Annotated in this window: 22 protein-coding genes and 1 riboswitch; of the genes, 14 read left to right on the top strand and 8 right to left on the bottom strand. The window is 73.0% G+C overall.

The genetic code is table 11. The features are described from left to right. Window positions 1-597: 597 nt before the first annotated feature. The 3 genes from ACLQ2X_RS15865 to ACLQ2X_RS15855 form a co-directional block, all read right to left on the bottom strand. Window positions 598-1,977 (bottom strand): glycine--tRNA ligase, encoded by a 1,380-nt coding sequence (locus ACLQ2X_RS15865; protein WP_425681787.1) that lies wholly within the window; start codon window positions 1,975-1,977, stop codon window positions 598-600. A 113-nt stretch (window positions 1,978-2,090) separates the two neighbouring features. After that, the gene (locus tag ACLQ2X_RS15860) at window positions 2,091-2,636 is read right to left on the bottom strand and encodes a hypothetical protein (RefSeq protein WP_425681786.1); all 546 of its coding nucleotides are present in this window, start codon (window positions 2,634-2,636) and stop codon (window positions 2,091-2,093) included. 25 nt (window positions 2,637-2,661) lie between these two features. After that, window positions 2,662-3,003 carry an antibiotic biosynthesis monooxygenase gene (locus ACLQ2X_RS15855; RefSeq protein ID WP_425681785.1) on the bottom strand — a complete coding sequence of 114 codons (342 nt, stop codon included), beginning with the start codon at window positions 3,001-3,003 and terminating at the stop codon, window positions 2,662-2,664. 27 nt (window positions 3,004-3,030) lie between these two features. On the opposite strand from ACLQ2X_RS15855, the gene ACLQ2X_RS15850 reads away from it, so the two are divergent. The 6 genes from ACLQ2X_RS15850 (at window position 3,031) to ACLQ2X_RS15825 (ending at window position 6,959) form a co-directional block, all read left to right on the top strand. Continuing rightward, window positions 3,031-3,294: a DUF6703 family protein gene (locus tag ACLQ2X_RS15850; protein WP_425681784.1), complete on the top strand. Its 264-nt coding sequence runs from the start codon at window positions 3,031-3,033 to the stop codon at window positions 3,292-3,294. Between the two features lie 75 nt (window positions 3,295-3,369). Beyond that, a complete protein-coding gene (locus ACLQ2X_RS15845) occupies window positions 3,370-4,317 on the top strand; it encodes a metal ABC transporter substrate-binding protein (RefSeq protein WP_425681783.1) in 948 nt (315 codons plus the stop codon). Continuing rightward, the gene (locus tag ACLQ2X_RS15840) at window positions 4,314-5,078 is read left to right on the top strand and encodes a metal ABC transporter ATP-binding protein (protein ID WP_425681782.1); all 765 of its coding nucleotides are present in this window, start codon (window positions 4,314-4,316) and stop codon (window positions 5,076-5,078) included. Before ACLQ2X_RS15845 ends, ACLQ2X_RS15840 begins: the two co-directional genes overlap by 4 nt. Further along, window positions 5,078-5,953, top strand: a complete 876-nt coding sequence (locus ACLQ2X_RS15835) for a metal ABC transporter permease (RefSeq protein ID WP_425681781.1) — start codon at window positions 5,078-5,080, stop codon at window positions 5,951-5,953. The genes ACLQ2X_RS15840 and ACLQ2X_RS15835 overlap by 1 nt, the downstream gene beginning before the upstream one ends. Before the next feature lie 43 nt (window positions 5,954-5,996). Then, a complete protein-coding gene (locus ACLQ2X_RS15830) occupies window positions 5,997-6,299 on the top strand; it encodes an ArsR/SmtB family transcription factor (protein ID WP_425681780.1) in 303 nt (100 codons plus the stop codon). 54 nt (window positions 6,300-6,353) lie between these two features. Further along, complete coding sequence (locus ACLQ2X_RS15825; protein WP_425681779.1) at window positions 6,354-6,959, top strand: hypothetical protein; 606 nt, start codon at window positions 6,354-6,356, stop codon at window positions 6,957-6,959. A 63-nt stretch (window positions 6,960-7,022) separates the two neighbouring features. Here the strand turns inward: ACLQ2X_RS15825 and ACLQ2X_RS15820 are convergent, their stop codons facing one another. From ACLQ2X_RS15820 to ACLQ2X_RS15805, 4 genes are all read right to left on the bottom strand, one after another. Beyond that, window positions 7,023-8,996 (bottom strand): acyl-CoA dehydrogenase family protein, encoded by a 1,974-nt coding sequence (locus ACLQ2X_RS15820; protein ID WP_425681778.1) that lies wholly within the window; start codon window positions 8,994-8,996, stop codon window positions 7,023-7,025. Window positions 8,997-9,095: 99 nt separating this feature from the next. Next, entirely contained in the window at window positions 9,096-9,599 is a 504-nt protein-coding gene (locus ACLQ2X_RS15815) for a DUF6328 family protein (protein ID WP_425681777.1), read from the bottom strand. 89 nt (window positions 9,600-9,688) lie between these two features. Further along, window positions 9,689-10,438, bottom strand: coding sequence for a sugar isomerase domain-containing protein (locus ACLQ2X_RS15810; RefSeq protein WP_425681776.1), 750 nt, complete (start codon window positions 10,436-10,438; stop codon window positions 9,689-9,691). After that, entirely contained in the window at window positions 10,435-11,271 is an 837-nt protein-coding gene (locus tag ACLQ2X_RS15805) for an alpha/beta fold hydrolase (protein WP_425681775.1), read from the bottom strand. The genes ACLQ2X_RS15810 and ACLQ2X_RS15805 overlap by 4 nt, the downstream gene beginning before the upstream one ends. 76 nt (window positions 11,272-11,347) lie before the next feature. After that, a riboswitch (TPP riboswitch) is annotated at window positions 11,348-11,454 on the top strand. A 73-nt stretch (window positions 11,455-11,527) separates the two neighbouring features. Here ACLQ2X_RS15805 and ACLQ2X_RS15800 point away from each other — a divergent pair. From ACLQ2X_RS15800 to ACLQ2X_RS15765, 8 genes are all read left to right on the top strand, one after another. Then, window positions 11,528-12,118, top strand: a complete 591-nt coding sequence (locus ACLQ2X_RS15800; RefSeq protein ID WP_425681774.1) for an ECF transporter S component — start codon at window positions 11,528-11,530, stop codon at window positions 12,116-12,118. 108 nt (window positions 12,119-12,226) lie between these two features. Continuing rightward, window positions 12,227-13,660: an ABC transporter ATP-binding protein gene (locus ACLQ2X_RS15795; RefSeq protein WP_425681773.1), complete on the top strand. Its 1,434-nt coding sequence runs from the start codon at window positions 12,227-12,229 to the stop codon at window positions 13,658-13,660. Further along, window positions 13,657-14,457: an energy-coupling factor transporter transmembrane component T family protein gene (locus ACLQ2X_RS15790; RefSeq protein ID WP_425681772.1), complete on the top strand. Its 801-nt coding sequence runs from the start codon at window positions 13,657-13,659 to the stop codon at window positions 14,455-14,457. The genes ACLQ2X_RS15795 and ACLQ2X_RS15790 overlap by 4 nt, the downstream gene beginning before the upstream one ends. Window positions 14,458-14,533: 76 nt before the next feature. Next, entirely contained in the window at window positions 14,534-15,139 is a 606-nt protein-coding gene (locus ACLQ2X_RS15785; protein ID WP_425681771.1) for a MauE/DoxX family redox-associated membrane protein, read from the top strand. A gap of 35 nt (window positions 15,140-15,174) precedes the next feature. Then, a complete protein-coding gene (locus ACLQ2X_RS15780) occupies window positions 15,175-15,726 on the top strand; it encodes a TlpA disulfide reductase family protein (RefSeq protein WP_425681770.1) in 552 nt (183 codons plus the stop codon). Next, window positions 15,723-17,639 (top strand): ABC transporter ATP-binding protein, encoded by a 1,917-nt coding sequence (locus tag ACLQ2X_RS15775; protein WP_425681769.1) that lies wholly within the window; start codon window positions 15,723-15,725, stop codon window positions 17,637-17,639. The genes ACLQ2X_RS15780 and ACLQ2X_RS15775 overlap by 4 nt, the downstream gene beginning before the upstream one ends. Next, window positions 17,636-18,163: a S26 family signal peptidase gene (locus ACLQ2X_RS15770; protein WP_425681768.1), complete on the top strand. Its 528-nt coding sequence runs from the start codon at window positions 17,636-17,638 to the stop codon at window positions 18,161-18,163. Before ACLQ2X_RS15775 ends, ACLQ2X_RS15770 begins: the two co-directional genes overlap by 4 nt. Window positions 18,164-18,234: 71 nt before the next feature. Further along, on the top strand, window positions 18,235-18,456 hold the full coding sequence (locus tag ACLQ2X_RS15765) for a hypothetical protein (protein ID WP_425681767.1): 222 nt from the start codon (window positions 18,235-18,237) through the stop codon (window positions 18,454-18,456). Between the two features lie 107 nt (window positions 18,457-18,563). Here ACLQ2X_RS15765 and ACLQ2X_RS15760 read toward each other — a convergent pair whose 3' ends face one another. After that, window positions 18,564-18,872 carry a hypothetical protein gene (locus ACLQ2X_RS15760; RefSeq protein ID WP_425681766.1) on the bottom strand — a complete coding sequence of 103 codons (309 nt, stop codon included), beginning with the start codon at window positions 18,870-18,872 and terminating at the stop codon, window positions 18,564-18,566. Window positions 18,873-19,232 lie beyond the last annotated feature (360 nt).

The following is a 19,232-nucleotide window of genomic DNA, read 5'->3' as shown; positions in this document are numbered from 1 at the left end:
GCCGCCCGCGACCTGCGCCACCTGCGGCCGGTACGGGCCACCGTGGCCGAAGCCGTGCAGCGGGGCTTCACCGACCTCGCCGGCCTGGACGCGGAGATCCGCCGGGCCAGGCGCAGCCGCACCGCCCTGATCCGGAAGGCGTTCGCGGAGATCACGACGGGGTCCGCTCGGCGCCGGAGACCGAGCTGCGGGAGTGCCTGGCCGGCAGCGGCGCGATCCTGTGGAACCCGCGACTGTCGGCGGCCGGCGCGCGCCCGCGGCCGCCCCCCGCCCCCGGACCTCGCGACCGCGGGGGGGGGCGGCGGGGGGCTGCCCGCGCCAAGAGGTCAGCCCGGACGACTGGGCGCGGACGCTGGACCGGCACAACGAGCTGAGCCGGCACGGGCTGCTCATTCTGCACTTCACGCCGGCGCAGATCCGGCGCGAGCCGGGCCGGGTGCGGCGAACGGTGGAGGATGCGGTCGCGGCCCGTCGCGGGCTGGGCGCCACGACCGGGGTACGGGCGGAGTCGATCTCGGAGGGCCCACCCGGGATGCCGTGTCAAGAAGGGGCCCCTCCTCTACGCCAGGCGTTAAGAAGGGGCCCTTCCTTACACCGTCAGCAGCCGGGGAGGCGCTCGATCAGGTAGCGCTCCACCTGGTCCAGGGCGACGCGCTCCTGGGCCATGGTGTCCCGGTTCCGGACGGTCACCGCGTTGTCGTCGAGCGTGTCGAAGTCGACCGTGACGCAGAACGGGGTGCCGATCTCGTCCTGGCGCCGGTAGCGGCGACCGATCGCCTGCGAGTCGTCGAACTCGACCACCCAGCGCTTGCGCAGGTCGGTGGCGAGCTGCTTGGCCTTCGGCGAGAGCGCCTCGTTGCGGGACAACGGCAGCACCGCCACCTTGACCGGGGCCAGCCGGGGGTCGAAGCGCATCACCGTGCGCTTGTCCACCCCGCCCTTGGTGTTCGGGGCCTCGTCCTCGTCGTACGCCTCCAGCAGGAACGCCAGCACCGCGCGGGTGAGGCCGGCGGCCGGCTCGATCACGTACGGGATCCAGCGTTCGCTCTTGCCCTGGTCGAAGTACGACAGGTCGACGCCGGAGTGCTTGCTGTGCGTGGACAGGTCGAAGTCGGTGCGGTTGGCGATGCCCTCCAGCTCGGCGAAGTCGGTGCCGCCGAACTGGAACCGGTACTCGATGTCGACGGTGCGCTTGGAGTAGTGGGAGAGCTTCTCCTTGGGGTGCTCGTAGAAGCGCAGGTTCGCCTCGGACAGGCCCAGGTCGAGGTACCAGTTCCAGCGCTCGGAGAGCCAGTACTCGTGCCACTGCTCGTCGGTGCCGGGCTCGACGAAGAACTCCATCTCCATCTGCTCGAACTCGCGGGTCCGGAAGATGAAGTTGCCCGGGGTGATCTCGTTGCGGAACGACTTGCCGGTCTGCGCGATGCCGAACGGCGGCTTCTTGCGGGCGACCGTCTCCACGTTCTTGTAGTTGACGAAGATGCCCTGGGCGGTCTCCGGGCGCAGGTAGTGCATGCCCTCGTCGCTCTCCACCGGGCCCAGGTAGGTCTTCATCAGGCCGTTGAACATCTTCGGCTCGGTGAAGGTGCCCTTGTTGCCGCAGTTGGGGCAGTTCAGCTCGGTCAGCGAGGTCAGCGGCTTGCCGTGCTTGGCCTCGTACGCCTCTTCCAGGTGGTCGGCCCGGAACCGCTTGTGGCAGGACTGGCACTCGGTCAGCGGGTCGACGAACTCGGCGATGTGGCCGCTGGCCTCCCAGACCTTGCGGGCCAGGATGACCGCGGAGTCGAGGCCGACGACGTCGTCGCGCTGCTGCACCATGGTCCGCCACCACTGCCGGCGGACGTTCTCCTTCAGTTCGACGCCGAGCGGGCCGTAGTCCCACGCCGACCGGGTGCCCCCGTAGATCTCGCTGGAGGGGAAGACGAAGCCTCGGCGCTTGGCGAGGCTGGTGACGGCGTCGATACGGTCGGCTGGCATGTTTCCTCCTACGCCGGCTGGCGGTCGGCGCGGTCGAGATGGATGGAACCGGGCTGTTCGGGACAACGGTACGACCGTGTCCGTCCCGAGCCCAGCAGAATACCGGGGGCCGGTCAGCGCACCCCGCAGACCTCCAGGGCGCCCGTCTGCCGGTCCGGCGCGAGCGTGACGGTCTGCGCCTCCTGCCGCCCGCCGGCCAGGGTGACGTCGACCGGCACGGTCAGCGCCGTGGTGTCGACCTCGCCGACCCGGTAGCCGGAGATCGGCGGTTCGGTGGCCACCCGGCGTTCGAACTGCGGCCGGGACTCGCGCCGCCGGGCGTCGTCGCAGAGCTTCGCGTACGCCTTGGACCACTGGCGGGCGACCAGCGCCTGGTAGTAGTCGTTGGTGACGGCGCGGCCCTGTTCGCCGAGGGCCTGCACGTTGCTGACCGCCAGGCCGACCACGGCGGCCCCTCCGCCGCCGCAGCAGATCAGTACGGCGAGCGCGCCCGCGCCGAGGCCGAGCCAGAGCCGGGACCGCCTGCCCTCGGTGGGCGGGGCGGCGAACGGCGGGGCGACGCCGGGGCCGGGCGGCGGCGTGGGCGTTCCCGGGCCCACCGGTGGCGTGCCGGGCGGCACGGGTGGCGGGGGTGGCGCGGCCGGTCCGGGAGCGGTCATACCGGCCAGGGTAGTGCCCCGGGTCTCAGCGGTACTGGCCTGCGGCACGATCGCTGGCGGCGACGACGATCTCGCCGTCGGGCGCGGCGCTGGCGAGCGTCTCGTACGCCGAGGGTTCGTCCACCGATCGGGCGAGCAGCGGCACGGCGCTGACCTTGACGTCGAATCCGCCCAGCGCCCGTCGGTACGCCCCGACCGACTCCCACTCGGTGAGCAGGCACCAGTGGTCCGGGTCATCGAGGGCCCGCAGCAGTTCGCCGCGCAGGTAGCCGGGTCGGGCGGCGAGCGCGGTCAGCGCGGTGTGCGCCTCCCGGGTGAACTCGTCCACCGTTTCGGCTTCCACCACGAAGCGGTTGGTGACCAGCACGGTGCTCCTCCTCGTAGAGTTTGTGGCATGCAGCCTACGCAGAGTCCCGTCCTGTCCCGTCTGGCGCGGCTCAACCCGACGGCGGTGTTCCTGGCCACGCTGTTCCTGGTGCTTGTCGGCCTGTTCGCGCCCGGCCCCGCGGGCGGCGTGCTGCTGCTGGTGCTGGCCGGCGGGTTGGTCTGGCTGATGTCGGTCACCTGGCCGGTGCAGGCGCCGGCGACCCGGATGCTCCGGTTGGTGATGCTCACGCTGCTGGTCGCGGCGGCGCTGGTGAAGCTCGTGGTGGGGTGATCGCGGAGCTGACCTGCGCTGACATGCAATCATGCGTTTTTGACAATAGTTTTCGTTGTCGCGGACAGTTGGGTCATGACCGTCCGCGCACGTTCCCGCACCCTGGCCGCCGCCGTCGCCGCGCTGCTCGCCGCGGGTGGTCTCACCGCCTGCACGGACGCGGAGGGCGCGGAGAACCGGTCCGGCCGGGTCGACGTGGTGGCCGCGTTCTACCCGCTCCAGTTCCTGGCCGAGCGGGTCGGCGGCGACACGGTCGAGGTCAGTAACCTCACCAAGCCCGGCGCGGAGCCGCACGACCTGGAACTCAACCCGCGGCAGGTCGGCCAGATCGTCGACGCCGACCTGATCGTCTACCTCACCGGCTTCCAGCCGGCGGTCGACGAGGCGGTGGAGCAGAACGGCGGCGACCGCGCCTTCGACGTGGCCGGTGTGACGCCGCTGCGCGACGCGGCCGCCGGGGGCCACGACCACGAGCACGAGGGCGAGGCCGAACACCACGACGAGGGCGGCGGCAAGGACCCGCACCTCTGGCTCGACCCGACCCGGCTGGCCACCGTCGGCGACAAGCTCGCCGCGCGGCTCGGCCGGGCGGACCCGGAGCACGCCGCCGACTACACCGCCCGGGCCGGCGCGCTGCGCGCCGAACTGACGAAGCTCGACACCGAGTACGCCGACGGGCTGCGCACCTGCCAGCGCCGGGAGGTGGTGACCAGCCACGCCGCCTTCGGCTACCTGACCGAGCGCTACAAGCTGGAGCAGATCGGCGTCAGCGGGCTGACTCCGGAGTCCGAGCCGTCCCCGCAGCGGCTCGCCCGGGTCGCCAAGGAGGCTCGGGAGCACGGGGCGGGCACGATCTTCTTCGAGACGTTCGTCAGCCCGAAGGTCGCCGAGACCATCGCCCGTGAGGTGGGCGCGAAGACGGCGGTCCTGGATCCGTTGGAGGGCCCGCCCGCCGACGGCGACTACCTGTCCGCCATGCGCGCCAACCTGCAGACCCTGCGTACCGCCCTGGACTGTTCATGACCGCATCCGTGATCGAGATCGCGAACGCCACCGTCGGGTACGACGGCCGGGCGGTGCTGCGCGACGTCTCCCTGACCGTGACCACCGGCGAGGTGGTCGCCGTCCTCGGCGCCAACGGCTCCGGCAAGTCGACCCTGGTCCGCGCCGCGCTGGGCCTGGTGCCGCTGGGCGCCGGGTCGGTCACCCTTTTCGGCACGCCGCAGCGCCGCTTCCGGCAGTGGTACCGCATCGGGTACGTCCCGCAGCGGCTGGGCGCGGGCGGCGGGGTGCCCGCCACCGTGACCGAGGTGGTGGCGTCGGGGCGGCTGGCCCGCCGGGGTGTGCTGCGGCCCGCCGGGCGGGCGGACCGGGCGGCGGTGGCGGCGGCGCTGGACGCGGTCGGGCTGGCCGGCCGCGCCGGCGACCCGGTGGCCACCCTCTCCGGCGGCCAGCAGCAGCGGGTCCTGATCGCCCGGGCGCTGGCCGGGCAGCCGGAACTGCTGGTCCTCGACGAGCCGACCGCCGGCGTGGACGCGGCCAGTCAGGAGGCGTTCGCCGGCGCGCTGCGGTCGTTCCGCGACGGCGGCGGCACGGTGCTGCTCGTCGCCCACGAACTGGGCCCGCTGCGCCCGCTGATCAGCCGGGCCGTCGTGGTGCACCGGGGCGGGATCGCCCACGACGGTGCGGTGCCGGAACCCGCCGGTCACCACGCCGACCCGGATCACGAGCACGTGCACCCGCACTGCGACGAGGAGCCCACCCGGCTCTGGACAGGCATCTGATGGATCTCTTCCAGTACGACTTCATGCTGCGCGCCCTGACCGGCGCGCTGATCATCGGCCTGGCCGCCCCGGCCCTCGGCATCTATCTGGTGCAGCGCCGGCTCGCGCTGATCGGCGACGGGCTGGGGCACGTGGCGCTTACCGGCGTCGGCGCGGGGCTGCTGTTCAACCGCTCCCCCGTGCTGGTGGCGGTGCTCGCCGCGACGCTCGGCGCGGTCGTCATCGAGCTGGTCCGCGCGCGCGGGCGTACCTCCGGCGACCTGGCGTTGGCGCTGCTGTTCTACGGCGGCATCGCCGGTGGCGTGATGCTCGTCGGGCTTTCCGACGCCAGCAGCGGGTCGCTCAACGCGTACCTGTTCGGGTCGCTGACCACCACCCTGCAGTCCGACCTGATCACCATCGGCGTGCTCGGCGCGGTGCTGCTGGTGACCATGCTGGTGTTGCGCCCGGCGCTGTTCGCGGTGTGCCACGACGAGGAGTACGCGCGGGTGTCCGGCCTGCCGGTGCGGGCGCTGAACCTGCTCATCGCGGTGGGCACCGCGGTGACCGTGACCATCGCCATGCGCGCGGTGGGGGTGCTGTTGATCAGCGCGCTGATGGTGGTGCCGGTGGCCGCGGCACAGCAGGTGACCCGGGGTTTCCGGTCGACCATGACGGCGGCCATGGCGCTGGGCCTGTTCTCCGCGGGTGCCGGGGTGTGGGTGGCGGCCACCGCCGACACCGCGCCGGGTGCCTCGGTGGTGCTGGTGGCGATCGGTTCGTTCCTGCTGGTGGCGCTGGTGGCGGCCGGCCTACGGGCGCTGCGGCGACGGGCGCGGGCGGGGCGGGACGCGCCGCCGGCCGAGCCGGCCGAGCACGAGGTGCTGCTCGGATGACGCCCTACCGCGCTCCGCGGCCGAGATTGGTTACCGTTACGGGGTGACCGGCGCAAACGGGTACGACGCCTTCGAGGGTGCGGGTGACCTGCTGCGCGCCCTCTCGGCCCCGATCCGGCTCGCGATCGTGAGCGAACTGGCCGCGGGCGAGCGCTGCGTGCACGAGCTGGTCGAGAAGCTCGGCGCCCCGCAGCCGCTGGTGTCCCAGCACCTTCGGGTGCTGCGCGGCGCCGGGGTGGTGCGTGGGTCGCGGCGCGGCCGGGAGATCGCGTACGCCCTGGTCGACGACCATGTCGCGCACATCGTGGCGGACGCGGTCAGCCACGCCGGCGAAGGAGCGCGCTGAGTCCCGGGGGTCCGCCCCTGTGCCGACGCGCCCCGCCGTGACACGCTGTCCGGCGTGAAGATTTACGCCGACCGTTTCCCGAGCGTCGTCCGCCAGTTCCTCACCGACCTGCTCGTCGTCGTCTGGGTGTACGCGGCGGTCCGCTTCGCGCTCTGGGTGCACGACCTGGTGGAGAAGCTCGCCGTACCGGGGCGGAAGTTGGAGGGTGCCGGCGGCGGGCTCGCCGACAACCTGGCCGAGGCCGGCGGCAAGGTCGGCCGGGTGCCGTTGGTCGGCGACGAGCTGACCGCGCCGTTCAACCGGGCCGCCGACGCCGCCCGGTCGGTCGCCGAGGCGGGGCGGGACCAGCAGGAGTTGGTCGGGCAGTTGGCGCTCGCGCTGGCCGTCGCGGTGCTGGTGTTCCCGCTCGGCCTGGTGCTCTTCGGCTGGCTGCCGCTGCGGGTGCGGTGGATGCGCCGGGCCGGTGCGGCGAAGGCCATGGCCGCCGTACCGGCTGGCCGGGACCTGCTGGCGTTGCGCGCGCTCGCCGGTCAGCCACTGTCGAAGCTCACCCGGATCGGGCCGGACGTGGCCGAGTCGTGGCGGCGCGGCGACGACGCCACCGTCGACGCGCTCGCCGCGCTGGAGCTGCGTGGGCTGGGACTGCGCAGCGGCCGGTAGCGCGGGCAGCGGGTCGGCCCGCGCGCCGGCGCCGTCCCGTGCGGAGCCCGGCGGGACGGCGGGTCAGCCGACGGGTGGGATGCGGCGCCGGACGTCCTCCTCGGTCGACGGGCCGGGCTCCCAGCGGGCCACCCAGGGCAGCTCGGCGGGCGGGGTGATCACGCCGTCCTCCAGCGCGGCGTACCGGCCGGCGACGATGCGTTTCGCGGCCGCCACGTCGACCGAGTCGGTGTTCGACCACAGGCCGGTGAACAACTCGTCCACGCGCAAGGTGGCCTGCCGACAGAACAGGTCGGCCAGTTCCACGTTCTCCGGGTGCTCCGCCCGCTCGGCGTATGCCCGTACGCAGACCGCGGACATCGCGAACAGCTCCGCGCCGATGTCCACCACCCGGCCGAGGAACGCCTGCTTGCGCTCCATCTTTCCCTGCCAGCGGGACATCGCGTAGAACGTGGAGCGGGCCAGCTTGCGGGAGGCCCGCTCGACGTGGCGCAGGTGCCCGGCCAGCGGCCCGAACTCCTGGTAGGCCCCGGGCGTCTGCCCCCTGCCGACGGCCAGCGTGGGCAGCCATTTGGCGTAGAAGGCGCCGGCCCGCGCGCCCGCCTTGGCCTTACGGCCCAACCCGGCGTCGGGGTCGATGATGTCACCGGCGACCGACAGGTGCGCGTCGACCGCCTCGCGGGCGATCAGCAGGTGCATGATCTCGGTCGAGCCCTCGAAGATCCGGTTGATCCGCAGGTCGCGCAGGAGTTGTTCGACGGCGGCCGGCCGTTCGCCACGGGCGGCCAGCGAGTCGGCCGTCTCGAAGCCACGCCCACCCCGGATCTGGATCAGCTCGTCGGCGATACGCCAGGCCATCTCGCTGGCGTAGAGCTTGACCAGCGCCGCCTCGATCCGGATGTCGTTGCGGTCGTCGTCGGCGAGCAGGCAGGACAGGTCGAGCATGGACTCCATGCCGTACGTGGTGGCGGCGATGAACGCGAGCTTCTTCGCCACCGCCTCGTGCTCGCCCACCGGGCGACCCCACTGGACCCGGTCGGCCGACCACTCGCGGGCCACGTTGAGCGCCCACTTGCCCGCGCCCACGCACATCGCCGGCAGCGAGAGCCGGCCGGTGTTCAACGTGGTCAGGGCGATCTTCAGCCCTTTGCCCTCGCCGCCGATCATGTTCTCGCGGGGCACGAACACGTCGTGGAACCGGGTGAGGCTGTTCTCCAGGCCCCGCAGCCCGACGAACTCGTTGCGCCGCTCCACCGTGATGCCCTCGCTGTCACCCTCCACGACGAACGCGGTGATGCCGCCGCGCCGGCCCTCGGCGGCCGGGACCCGGGCCATCACCACCAGCAGGGTGGCGACGGTGCCGTTGGTGGCCCACAACTTCACGCCGTTGAGCCGGTAGCCGGTGCCGTCCTCGGTCGGCTCGGCGGTGGTGGCGAGCCGGGCCGGGTCGGACCCGACGTCCGGCTCGGTGAGCAGGAACGCGGACACCTCGCCGGCGGCCAGGCGGGGCAGGAACCGCTCCTTCTGCTCGGCCGTGCCGAACATCTTCAGCGGCTGCGGCACACCTATGGACTGGTGCGCGGAGAGCAGCGCGCCGATGGCCGGGCTGATCGAGCCGGCGAGCATCAGCGCCCGGCAGTAGTGCAGGTTGCTCAGCCCCAGCCCGCCGTACCGTTTGTCGATCTTCATGCCGAAGGCGCCGAGGCCGGCCATGCCGTGGAACACCTCGTCGGGGATGCGTGCGTCGCGTTCGATCGCCGAACCGTCCACGTCGGACCTGAGGTATGCCCCGAACGCGCCGAGGAACTCGTCGGCGCGGGCCACATCGGCCGGATCGGGCCGGGGCCACGGGTCGATCAGGTCGAGCCGGAACCGGCCGAGGAACAGCTCCTTGCCGAAGCTGGGCCGGTCCCAGGCCGACTCGCGGGCCGCCTCGGCGACCTGACGGGCCTCCTTCTCCGAGACCTGGCCGGCCTCCGTGGGCAGCGGCCCCGCGCCGTCGGGGGACTCGGGCCGGCTGTTCTGCGTGGTGGTCACGGCTGCCTCCTGGTCGGTCCGGCGCACTCGACGAAAACGACGCTACCCCCGGGTGTTACCCAGGGGTAGCGCTGTGTGCACGTCCGATTTGGCGACAGGTCAGTCGCGGCCGAGCGCCTCCGGGTCGTCGTCCTCGTCGTCGACGTCGTCCTCGCCCCAGTTGCGGCGGCCGAACGGCAGGATCGCCCAGAAGGTCAGGAACCAGGCCCCGGTGATCGCGCTGAGCAGGAACGCGATCGGCCGGTCCAGCACGAAGTCGGTGATCAGCAGGACCGCGCTGACCATGGCGACGAGCATGAAGAACAGGCCGCCGGTGGCCATCCGGTGGGAGAAGCGGACCAGTTCCGGCTTGCGTCCCTGCCGGAACAGCGCCCGGTGGAACGCCACCGGAGAAATGATCATGGCGGTGGCCGCCGCGGCGGCCAGCAGCGCCACGATGTAGACGTCGCGCTGGAAGTCGGTGGTCCGGGTGAACCCGTTGCTGAACGGCAACGTCAACAGGAAGGCGAAGAGGATCTGCACGCCGGTCTGCGCCACGCGCAGCTCCTGGAGCAGGTCGGCGAAGTTGCGCTGCCAGCGCTGCTTCTCGGATTCCTTTGACACTCGTGAACCTCCGGGGAAGACGCACAGCCGACGGGTGAACGCCACCGGCAGGACCGCCTGTGCCCGGAACCACTGGTCGCGAAACCGGCTCAGGACCCCCGGCGGATCCGTCCCGCGTACCGGGCCTCCAGTTCGGCGTTGTGCTCGTCGCCGCCGGTGATGTTCGCCGACAGGTAGACCGGCGGCTGCTGTCCCGCCGCCACCAGCCGCGCCACCACCTCGACCACGATCTGCTGGGCCAGCAACGCCGCGGTGATCGAGGAGACCGCGCCGACCGCGCCACCGCCGGGCAGCGGCAGGGTCGCGTCGCCGTACGGGGCGCCGTTGTCCAGCACCACGTCGGCGAAGTCGGCGAGCTTACGCCCGGACGGGTGCCGCGAGGTCATCCGGGCCGAGTGCTGCGCCGAGGTGATCGCCACCAGCCCGTGCCCGCGTTCCTTCACGATGGACGCGAACTCGACCATCGCCCCGTTCACGCCGGAGTTCGAGGCCAGCACGAACACGTCCGGCGGCCGGACCGGCGCCAGCTCGTAGAGGCGGTGCGCCACCGCCGGCTCGCGCTCCAGTCTCGGACCGAGCACATCGGCCGGTTCGCCGCCGATCAACACCAGGTCACGCAGCGCGATCCGGTTGGTGGGCACCAGGCCGCCGGCCCGTCCGGCGATCTCCATGGCGAGCGCCTCGGAGTGGCCGGTGCCGAACGCGTGCACCACGCCGTCGGCGCGTACCGACGCGGCGATCAGGTCGGCCGCGGCGGCCACGTTCGTCCGCTGCGCGGCGGCCACCCGGCCGATCGTCTCGGTCACCACCGCCAGGTACGCCTCGGCGCTCACCGTCATGTCTCCTCCGTCCCCCGGCACCGGGCGAGGATCGCCTCGGCCAGCGGGCCGGGAGCCTCGTCGGCGATCCAGTGACTGACGCCGGGCAGCACCACGAACCGGTAGTCGCCGGTGACGTGCGCGGCGCACGCCCGCGCGGCGGTCCGACCGATCGCCACGTCCTTGTCGCTCCAGACGAACGTGGTCGGCACCGCCACCGGGGCGACGGCCTTCATGTCCGCCCCGGTCATCGCGCGGTACCAGTTGAGCGCGGCGGTCAGCGCGCCCGGCTCGCGCATCGGCTCGGCATAGCGCGCCACCGCCTCGGCGTCGCCCACGCCCCTGAGCAGCCGGCGCAGCGTGGCGCCGTGCCACGCGAGCAGCACCTTCTCCGCGGTGCCCGGCTTGCGGAACAACGTGATGTAGGCGGACTTGACCTTCTGCTTCGGGTCGGTGGCGAGCGCGTGACCCATCGCGGCCGGGTGCGGCACGGACACCGCGGTCAACGTCCGCACCCGGTCCGGGTGTGCCGCCGCCAGGCCCCACGCCACTATCGAACCCCAGTCGTGGCCGGCCACGTGGGCGCGGGTCACCCCGAGCGCGTCCAGCACGGCGGCCGCGTCGGCCACCAACTCCGGAATCCGGTACGCCTCGACGGCGACCGGACGCGCGCCGGGCGAGTAGCCGCGCTGGTCCAGCGCGTAGGTGCGCAGCCCGGCGGCGTGCAGCGCGGGCGTGACCACGTCCCACTCGCCGGAGTGTTGCGGGAAGCCGTGCAGCAGCAGGACGGGATCGCCGTCCTCGGGGCCGTCGACGCGTACCTCGAACGTCAGTCCCCGCGCATCCACCTGCATGATCGCCACCTTACCGACAGTGGTCGTGCTAGGCCGGGGGCGGCGGTCGGTGCTAGCGTCTGCGACGAGACAACTTCATATCCGACAGGGGAGCGCACAGCGCTGAGAGTGCGGGCCGGTGCCCGCAGACCCTCGAACCTGATCTGGGTAATGCCAGCGCAGGGAGTTCGGTCGACCTCCAGCCGCGCCGCCGTCCGGCTTCCCGGGCGCGGCGTGCGTCTTCTCCTGGTTCATCTCGACGAACTGGGAGCACACCGTGAACCACAACGACAGCAACCGCTGGCGTACCGTCGACATCGTCGTCGCCTCGGTCATCGCCGTCGCCTTCGGCGTCGTGTTCTGGGCCTGGGGCCTGCTCTGGGGCGCCACCGACGCGGCGTTCGCGTTCTTCCCACCGGCGCAGGCGGTGCTCTACGGCGTGTGGCTGGTCCCGGCGGTGCTCGCCGGCCTGATCATCCGCAAGCCGGGAGCCGCACTCTACTGCGAGACCGTCGCCGCGATCGTGTCCGCCCTGCTGGGCAGCCAGTGGGCGAGCATCGTGATCCTCCAGGGCCTGATGCAGGGCATCGGCGCCGAGTTGGCGTTCGCCGCGTTCCGGTACCGCTCGTTCAAGCTGCCGGTGGCGGTGCTGGCCGGCGCGATGACCGGCCTCGGCGCGGCGATCTTCGACTTCGTCTACTGGAACAAGGCCTACGACGTGGCCTCCTACCGCCTCCCGTACGCGCTGATCACGATCGTCAGCGCCACGGTCGTGGCCGGTTTCGGCGCGCACGTCCTCACCCGCGCGCTGGCCAACACCGGCGTCCTGGACCGGTTCCCCGCCGGCCGTGACCGAGCCCTGGTCTGACCGGCTGTTCCCCGCCCCGTTGATCGAGGAGTTCGCGTCGGCCGGGCCCGGTTTCCCGGACGCGAACTCCTTGCTCACGCAGGCTGGGGGACGGGAGAGGGGGACGCGGTGAGCGGGGTGGTGCTGCGCGGGTTCGGGTGGCGGCACGGAGGGCGTCGGCGGTGGGCGCTTCGGGGGGTGGACCTGCGGGTTCAGCGCGGGGAGCGGGTGCTGCTGCTCGGCGCGTCGGGAGCCGGCAAGAGCACGCTGCTGGCCGCGCTGGCCGGGCTGCTGCCCGAGGACTCCGGCGAGCGGGAGGGCAGCGTCGAGATCGACGGGCTGGACCCGCACAAGGCGCGCGAGCGCGTCGGCATCGTCTTCCAGGACCCGCAGACCCAGCTCGTGATGGCCCGCTCCGGCGACGACGTCGCGTTCGGGTTGGAGAATCGGGGCGTGCCCGCCGGGGAGATCTGGCCCCGGGTGGACGAGGCGCTGCGCCGGGTCGGCTTCCCGTACCCGCGGGACCGCCCGACCGCCGCGCTCAGCGGCGGCGAACAGCAACGCCTCGCCCTGGCGGGCGCGCTCGCCCTGCGCCCCGGGCTGCTGCTGCTGGACGAGCCCACCGCCAACCTCGACCCGGTCGGGGCCGCGCTGATCCGCCGGGCGGTCGCCGACGCGCTGGACCCGGACACCACACTGATCCTGGTCGAGCACCGGGTCGCCGAGGCGCTGCCGCTCGTCGATCGGGTGGTGGTGCTGGAACCCGGCGGCGGGGTGCGCGCCGACGGGCCACCCGAGGAGGTGTTCGCCGCGCACGGGGACACGCTGGCCGCCGAGGGGGTCTGGGTGCCCGGGCACGCCGTGCCGCCCCGGCACGCCACCACGGCCCCCGGCGAGGTGCTGATCACCGCCGACCGGCTCGGCCTGCCGCCTCGGCTGGACCCCACCGCCCTGCGGGTACGCGCCGGCGAGGCGCTCGCCGTCCTGGGTCCGAACGGCGTCGGCAAGTCCACGCTGGCGCTGCTGCTCGGTGGGCTGCTGCGCCCCGGCACGGGCACCGTCACCGCGTCCGCCGACCTGGCCGGTCCGGACGCGCGCACTCCCCCGCACCGTTGGCGCGCACCGGCGCTGGTACGCCGGATCGGCTCGGTGTTCCAGGACCCGGAGCACCAGTTCGTCACCGGCACCGTCCGTGACGAGTTGGCGTTGGGGCCGCGCCGCACCGGCCAGCCCGAGGCGGCGGTGACCGCCACCGTGGACGCGCTGCTGCACCGGCTGCGGCTGGACCGGCTGGCCGGCGCCAACCCGTACACCCTCTCCGGTGGTGAGGCGCGGCGGCTGAGCGTGGCGACGGCGCTGGCCACCGCGCCCCGGTTGCTGATCTGCGACGAGCCCACGTTCGGGCAGGACCGGCGCACCTGGTCGGAGCTCGTCGACCTGTTCGCCGAGCTGCGCGACGCCGGGCACGGCGTGGTCACCGTGACCCATGACGAGGATTTCGTCGCCGCGCTGGCCGACCGGACGCTCACCCTGGACCGGCCTCTCGACGGGGTGGTCCGGTGATCGACCTCGAACCGGTCGCCGTGCCCGGTGCCGTGCTGGCCCGGCGTAACCCGGTGGCGAAGGTGGCCGCCGCGTTGGTGTTCACGCTGGTGCTGGTGGCGACGCTGGACCCGGTCGCGCCGGCCATCGCGATCGCTGTCGAACTGGCGGTGCTGCCGTTGTTCGGCCTGCGCTACCGGGTGCTCGCCCGGCGGGCCTGGCCGCTGCTGGCCAGCGCCGTCGGCATCCTGGTCGCGTTGGTGCTCTTCGCCGCCGACCGTTCCGGTCCGGTGTTGCTCGACGCCGGTCCGGTGTTGGTCACCCAGGGGGTCCTGGTCACCGCGCTCGGGCTGGTGCTGCGGATGCTCGCGGTGGCACTGCCGGGCATCATCGTCTTCACCACCACCGACCCGACCGAGCTGGCCGACGCGCTGATCCAGAACGCGAGGGCGCCGGCCCGGTTCGCCCTCGGGGCGCTCGCCGCGTTCCGGATGGTGCCGCTGCTCGAACAGGAATGGCGGATGATCAGCATGGCCCGGCGGGCGCGGGGCGTGGACGGCGGCCGCAACCCGGTGGCCAGGCTGCGGCTGTTCGGGTCCACCGCGTTCACGTTGCTCGTCGGGGCGATCCGGCGGGGCACCCGGCTGGCGGTGGCGATGGACGCCCGGGGCTTCGACGCGGGCACCCCGCGTACGGTCGCCCGCCCGCAGCGGTTCGTCCTCGCCGACGGGTTGTTGATCACGGGGGCGGCGCTGGCGGCCGGCGCGGCGCTGACGGTCAGCGTGCTGCTCGGCACCTTCCGGCCGCTGATCGGCTGACCCCTCTCCCGCCCCGCCGATCGGAAGATCGACGATCTCCTTCCATGATCGTGGTCAATGTTGCTAGCCTGGCCCGGTGCTTGAGCACCTGGACATCGCGCTACGTTGCCTGATCGGAGTGGTCTTCCTGGCCGCGACCTTCGGCAAGGTCCGCAGTCGCGCCTCCTGGCGCGAGTTCGTCGCCTCACTCGCCGCCATGCGGGTGGTGCCGACCCGGCTCGTCCCCGCCGTCGCGGCTCTGGTCGGCCTGGCCGAGGCCGCCGTCCCGGTCCTGCTGCTGGTGCCGCCGACCCGTCGGCTCGGCCACGTGCTCGCGGCCCTGCTCCTTCTCGCCTTCAGCAGCGGGATCGTCGTCACGCTGGCCCGCCGGCAACGGGTGGCCTGCCGCTGCTTCGGTGCCACGGGTGCACCGCTCGGGCCGCGGCACCTGGTCCGCAACGGCCTGTTGATCACCGCCGCGCTGGTGGGAGCGGTCGCCGCCGGCGCCACCGGTGACGTCGCCGCCGCGGGAATCGCCGTGGCCGCGGTGGCCGGTGCGGTCGGCGGGCTGCTCTTCGTGCGGTTCGACGACATCACCGACCTCTTCGTCGCCGCGCCGGCTCCGCCCGGCCCGAAGGTCCCCGCCGGTCGCCGCGGTGGACCCGACCGGCGAGGTGCCGGCGGATCGCCGACCCCGAGGTAGTCGAGAACTCCGACAAGCACGAAGGAGCAACCCCCATGCCATATCTCGCCGCTGCCGTCACCGTCGTCGGCATCATCGGCCTGCTGAACCTGATCCTCACCTTCGGGGTGATCAGGCGGCTCCGTGAGCACACCCTACGACTCACCGCTGTCGAGGCCGGGCATGGGCACGGCGACGAGATCATGCTCGGAGCCGGCAACACCGTTCAGCCGTTCCAGGCCCTCGCCGAGGACGGCGCCACCGTCAGCCGGGACGGGCTGACCGGCCCCACCCTCGTCGGCTTCTTCTCGCCGGGCTGCGCCCCCTGCCGGGAACGGATGCCGCAGTTCGTCCGATACGCGGCCGAGCACCCCGGCGGCCGGGACCAGGTCGTCGGGATCGTGGCGAGCGGCAGCCGGGAGGACGCCGACGAGTACGTCGCCGCGCTGGCCCCGGTCGCCCGGGTCGTCGTCGAGCCCGACGGAGGGCCGCTCTACACCGCCTTCGGGGTGCAGGGCTTCCCGGCGATCAGCCTGATCGACGAGTCCGGTGTCGTCGTCGCCAGTGGTTCCCTGATCGAAGACCTCTCGGCACCCGTCGCCGGATGAGTCCACCGCTCGATGCCGGCACCGACGGCCCGACGGCCGAATCGTCCGCGCAGCCACCGGACGGATCACCGCACCCGACCGGTGGCCGGCGCTGGCCCCTGCTGGCCGCCGCCGCCATGGGTGCCCGCCTCGTGCGGCGCGGGGCACCTCTGCCCACGATCGCGTACGGCCTGGTCGCGTTGGCGGGCGGGATCCTGCCGGTCGTCACCGCCTGGCTGCTCAAGGTCGTCCTCGACGCGGTCGGCAGCGGGAAGGACTGGGCCACCGTGCTCGAGGCCGGTGCCGGGTTGGCCGTCGCCGGGCTCGGCACCGCCCTGCTGCCGCACCTCGGGGCCTACCTGACCGGGGAGATCAGCCGGAACGTCGCCCTCGTCGCCGACGACGAGCTCTACCGCTCGGTGGGACGCCAGGTCGGGTTGGCCCGGCTGGAGGACCCGGTCTACCTGGACCGGCTGCGGTTGGCCCAGGACGCCGCGGCCATGCCTGTCCAACTGGTGGAGGCGGCCTTCGGCCTGGTACGCGGGGTGCTGCTGGTCGTCGGCTTCATCGGATCGCTCGCCCTGCTCAGTCCAACCCTCACCGGGCTGGTCCTGTTGGCCGCCGTGCCCGTGTTCCTGGCGGAGCTGGCCCTGGCCCGACGCCGGGCCCGGGTGCAGTGGCAGGTCGGCCCGTGGGAACGCGCCGAGATCATCTACCGGAGCCTGCTCCAGGACGTGCAGGCGGCCAAGGAGATCCGGCTGTTCGGCCTGGCAGGCTTCCTGCGCGGGCGGATGTTGCGTGAGCGACGCCGGGCCAACCAGGCGTTGCGTCGGGTCGACCGGCGGGAGCTGTTCGTCCAGGGCGGGCTGGGGTTCGTCGCGGCGATGGTCGGCGGGGCCGGTCTACTCTGGGCGGTCCGGGCGGCGTACGCGGGCCAGCTGACCGTCGGCGACGTCTCGATCGTGATCGCCGCACTCGCGGGTGTGCAGGCCGGACTCAACGAGCTGGTACGCACCGTCGCCAACGGACACGAGCAACTGCTGCTCTTCGACCACTTCGCGATGATCGCCACCGGGCCGGTGGATCTGCCGCTCGCCGTCGATCCGGCTCCGGTGCCGCCACTGCGACAGGGCGTCGAGCTGCGGGACGTCTGGTTCCGCTACAGCGACGAGCTGCCCTGGGTGCTGCGCGGCGTCGACCTGCACCTGCCGGCGGGGCAGGCGATGGGGCTGGTCGGGCTCAACGGTGCGGGCAAGAGCACCATCGTCAAGCTGCTCTGCCGGTTCTACGATCCGACGCGGGGGGCGATCCTCTGGGACGGCGTCGACCTGCGCGACCTCGACGTGACCGAACTGCGCCGCCGCGTCGGCGCGGTCTTCCAGGACTACATGGCCTACGACCTGAGCGCGGCGGAGAACATCGGGGTCGGCAACCTCCCGGCGTCTGACGACCGGGACCGGCTGGTCCACGCGGCCCGCAAAGCCGGCGTGCACACGGTGGTCGAGGCGCTGCCGCACGGCTACGACACGCTGCTCACGCGGCTCTTCTTCAGTGAGTCGGACCAGGGCGACCTACTGACCGGGGTGCGCCTGTCCGGCGGGCAGTGGCAGCGGATCGCCCTGGCCCGCGCCTACCTGCGGGACGAGCACGACCTGATGATCCTCGACGAGCCCAGCGCCGGCCTCGACCCGGACGCCGAGTACGAGGTGCACCGCGCGCTGCGTGCCCACCGGGCCGGTCGCACCAGTGTCCTGGTCTCGCACCGGCTCGGTTCGCTGCGCGACGCCGACCGGATCGTGGTGCTCGCCGAGGGACGGGTGGTCGAGCAGGGGACGCACGCCGAGCTGCTGGCGGCCGGTGGCGCGTACGCCGAGCTGTTCCGTCGTCAGGCCGACGGCTACCAGCTCGACCCGTTGCCGGAGGAGGCGCGGTGAGCAGGCCGGTCACCGTGGCCGCCGCGCTCGTCACCGCCGTGGCGGTGCCGGTGGCGGTGGCGTGGTGGCTGCGTGGGCGGTACGTGCTGGTCACCGTCCAGGGTGAGAGCATGCTGCCGACGTACCGCCCCGGGGACCGGGTGCTGGTGCGGCGGGTGCCGGCCTCGGCCCTGCGCACCGGGCAGATCGTGGTCGCCGGATGGCCGGGCGAGCGGCAGGTGCCGTCGCGGCGGCCCCGCATCGGCAGGCCGGTCCCGGACGAAGGCTGGTTGATCAAGAGGATCGCGGCCCTGCCGGGCGATCCGGTGCCACCGGACCTGCCCGCCTCGGGCGGGTGGCAGGTCGGCCGGTTGAGCGGGAGCGCGGCGGGCGAGGGGGTTCCGGCGGCGACGGTGCCGCCGGGCCGGCTCGTGCTGCTCGGCGACAACCGGGCGGCAAGTCACGATTCGCGGCAGGTCGGCTACTTTGCCCACGCGGATGTGCTCGGCGTGGTGAAACGCAAGGTCGCCTCGACAGGCCATTGAGTGTCATATACATGCATGATCATCGAAGTTACGTCTGCTGACGGAGCGAACCTCGGCAAAGGAGGAATCAGATGATCCGCCTTATCGAATCACTGGGCGACCGGGTGCTCAGCCTGGTCGTCCCGAAGACCACGGCCACCGCCGCAGCGGCCTGCACGCAAGGCTGGGGTGCGTACTGCTCCTGCCCGAAGACGGGCTCGTACTTGCCCTACTACAAGTGGTGCCGTTGCGTGAACGGCGTCCGCAGCTGCACCTGCCAGCCCCGCTCCGGGCTCGGCACCTGCCGCAACTGATCCTGCCTCCCCGTGAGCCCGCCCCGCCGTCCCCGGCAGGGCGGGCTCACTCCTTTCACCGCCGTGAGCCCGGTCGTCGACCCGCAGGTGAGACCGGCACGTGGCGATCAGCTGCGGCGGAAGGCGTAGAACCGGGTCTGGCCGGCGCGCTGGCTGCGGCCCGTCAGCCGGTCCTGCCGCCGGGCAGGGGGGCCGGACCCGGGCGGCGTGAAGGAGGCACCGGACGGGTCCGGGATCTCCGGGGAAGCCGGACGGGACACCGCCTCCGGGGACACCGCCTCCGGCGACACCGTGGACGGCATCGACTCCGTCGACGGCACCGACGCGGCCGGTGTCACGGTGAGCGCGTCAAGGTCCGGCGCGGTCACGTGCGGCGAGGACGTGCGGGACTTCTTCGGTTTGCGCTTCGCGGGCATTCGCGGGCCTCCTGTCGTACGGGCGCGCCACACGGGACGCGCCGAGCGAGGGCTCCGGCGCGTTCCGATCAGGACAGACACCGCGACCGACGGCAGCGGGGAAAGGATGCGGACGCCCGGAGCAGGACGGGTCCACGGCACTGGCGGCGGTGGACCGGCTCGGAGGTGGGGCGTCAGTTACGCATGCCGTCACGCTATCCCGCCACCGGCACCGTCGCACCCGATTTACCGGACCGACGCGGCGCCATCTCCCCGTCACGCCCTGTCGACGTCCCCGCCCGCTCCCCCGGCGACCGCGATACGGTCGCAGCACGGCACCGGGGGAGCCGCACCACGGCGAGGGCGAGAGGCGGCGGTACG

It is taken from the genome of Micromonospora sp. DT31 (assembly GCF_049841795.1).
Classification (GTDB): Bacteria; Actinomycetota; Actinomycetes; order Mycobacteriales; family Micromonosporaceae; genus Micromonospora.
Note: the sequence above shows the minus strand (reverse complement) of the source record. Positions and strands in the feature narration are given on the sequence as shown.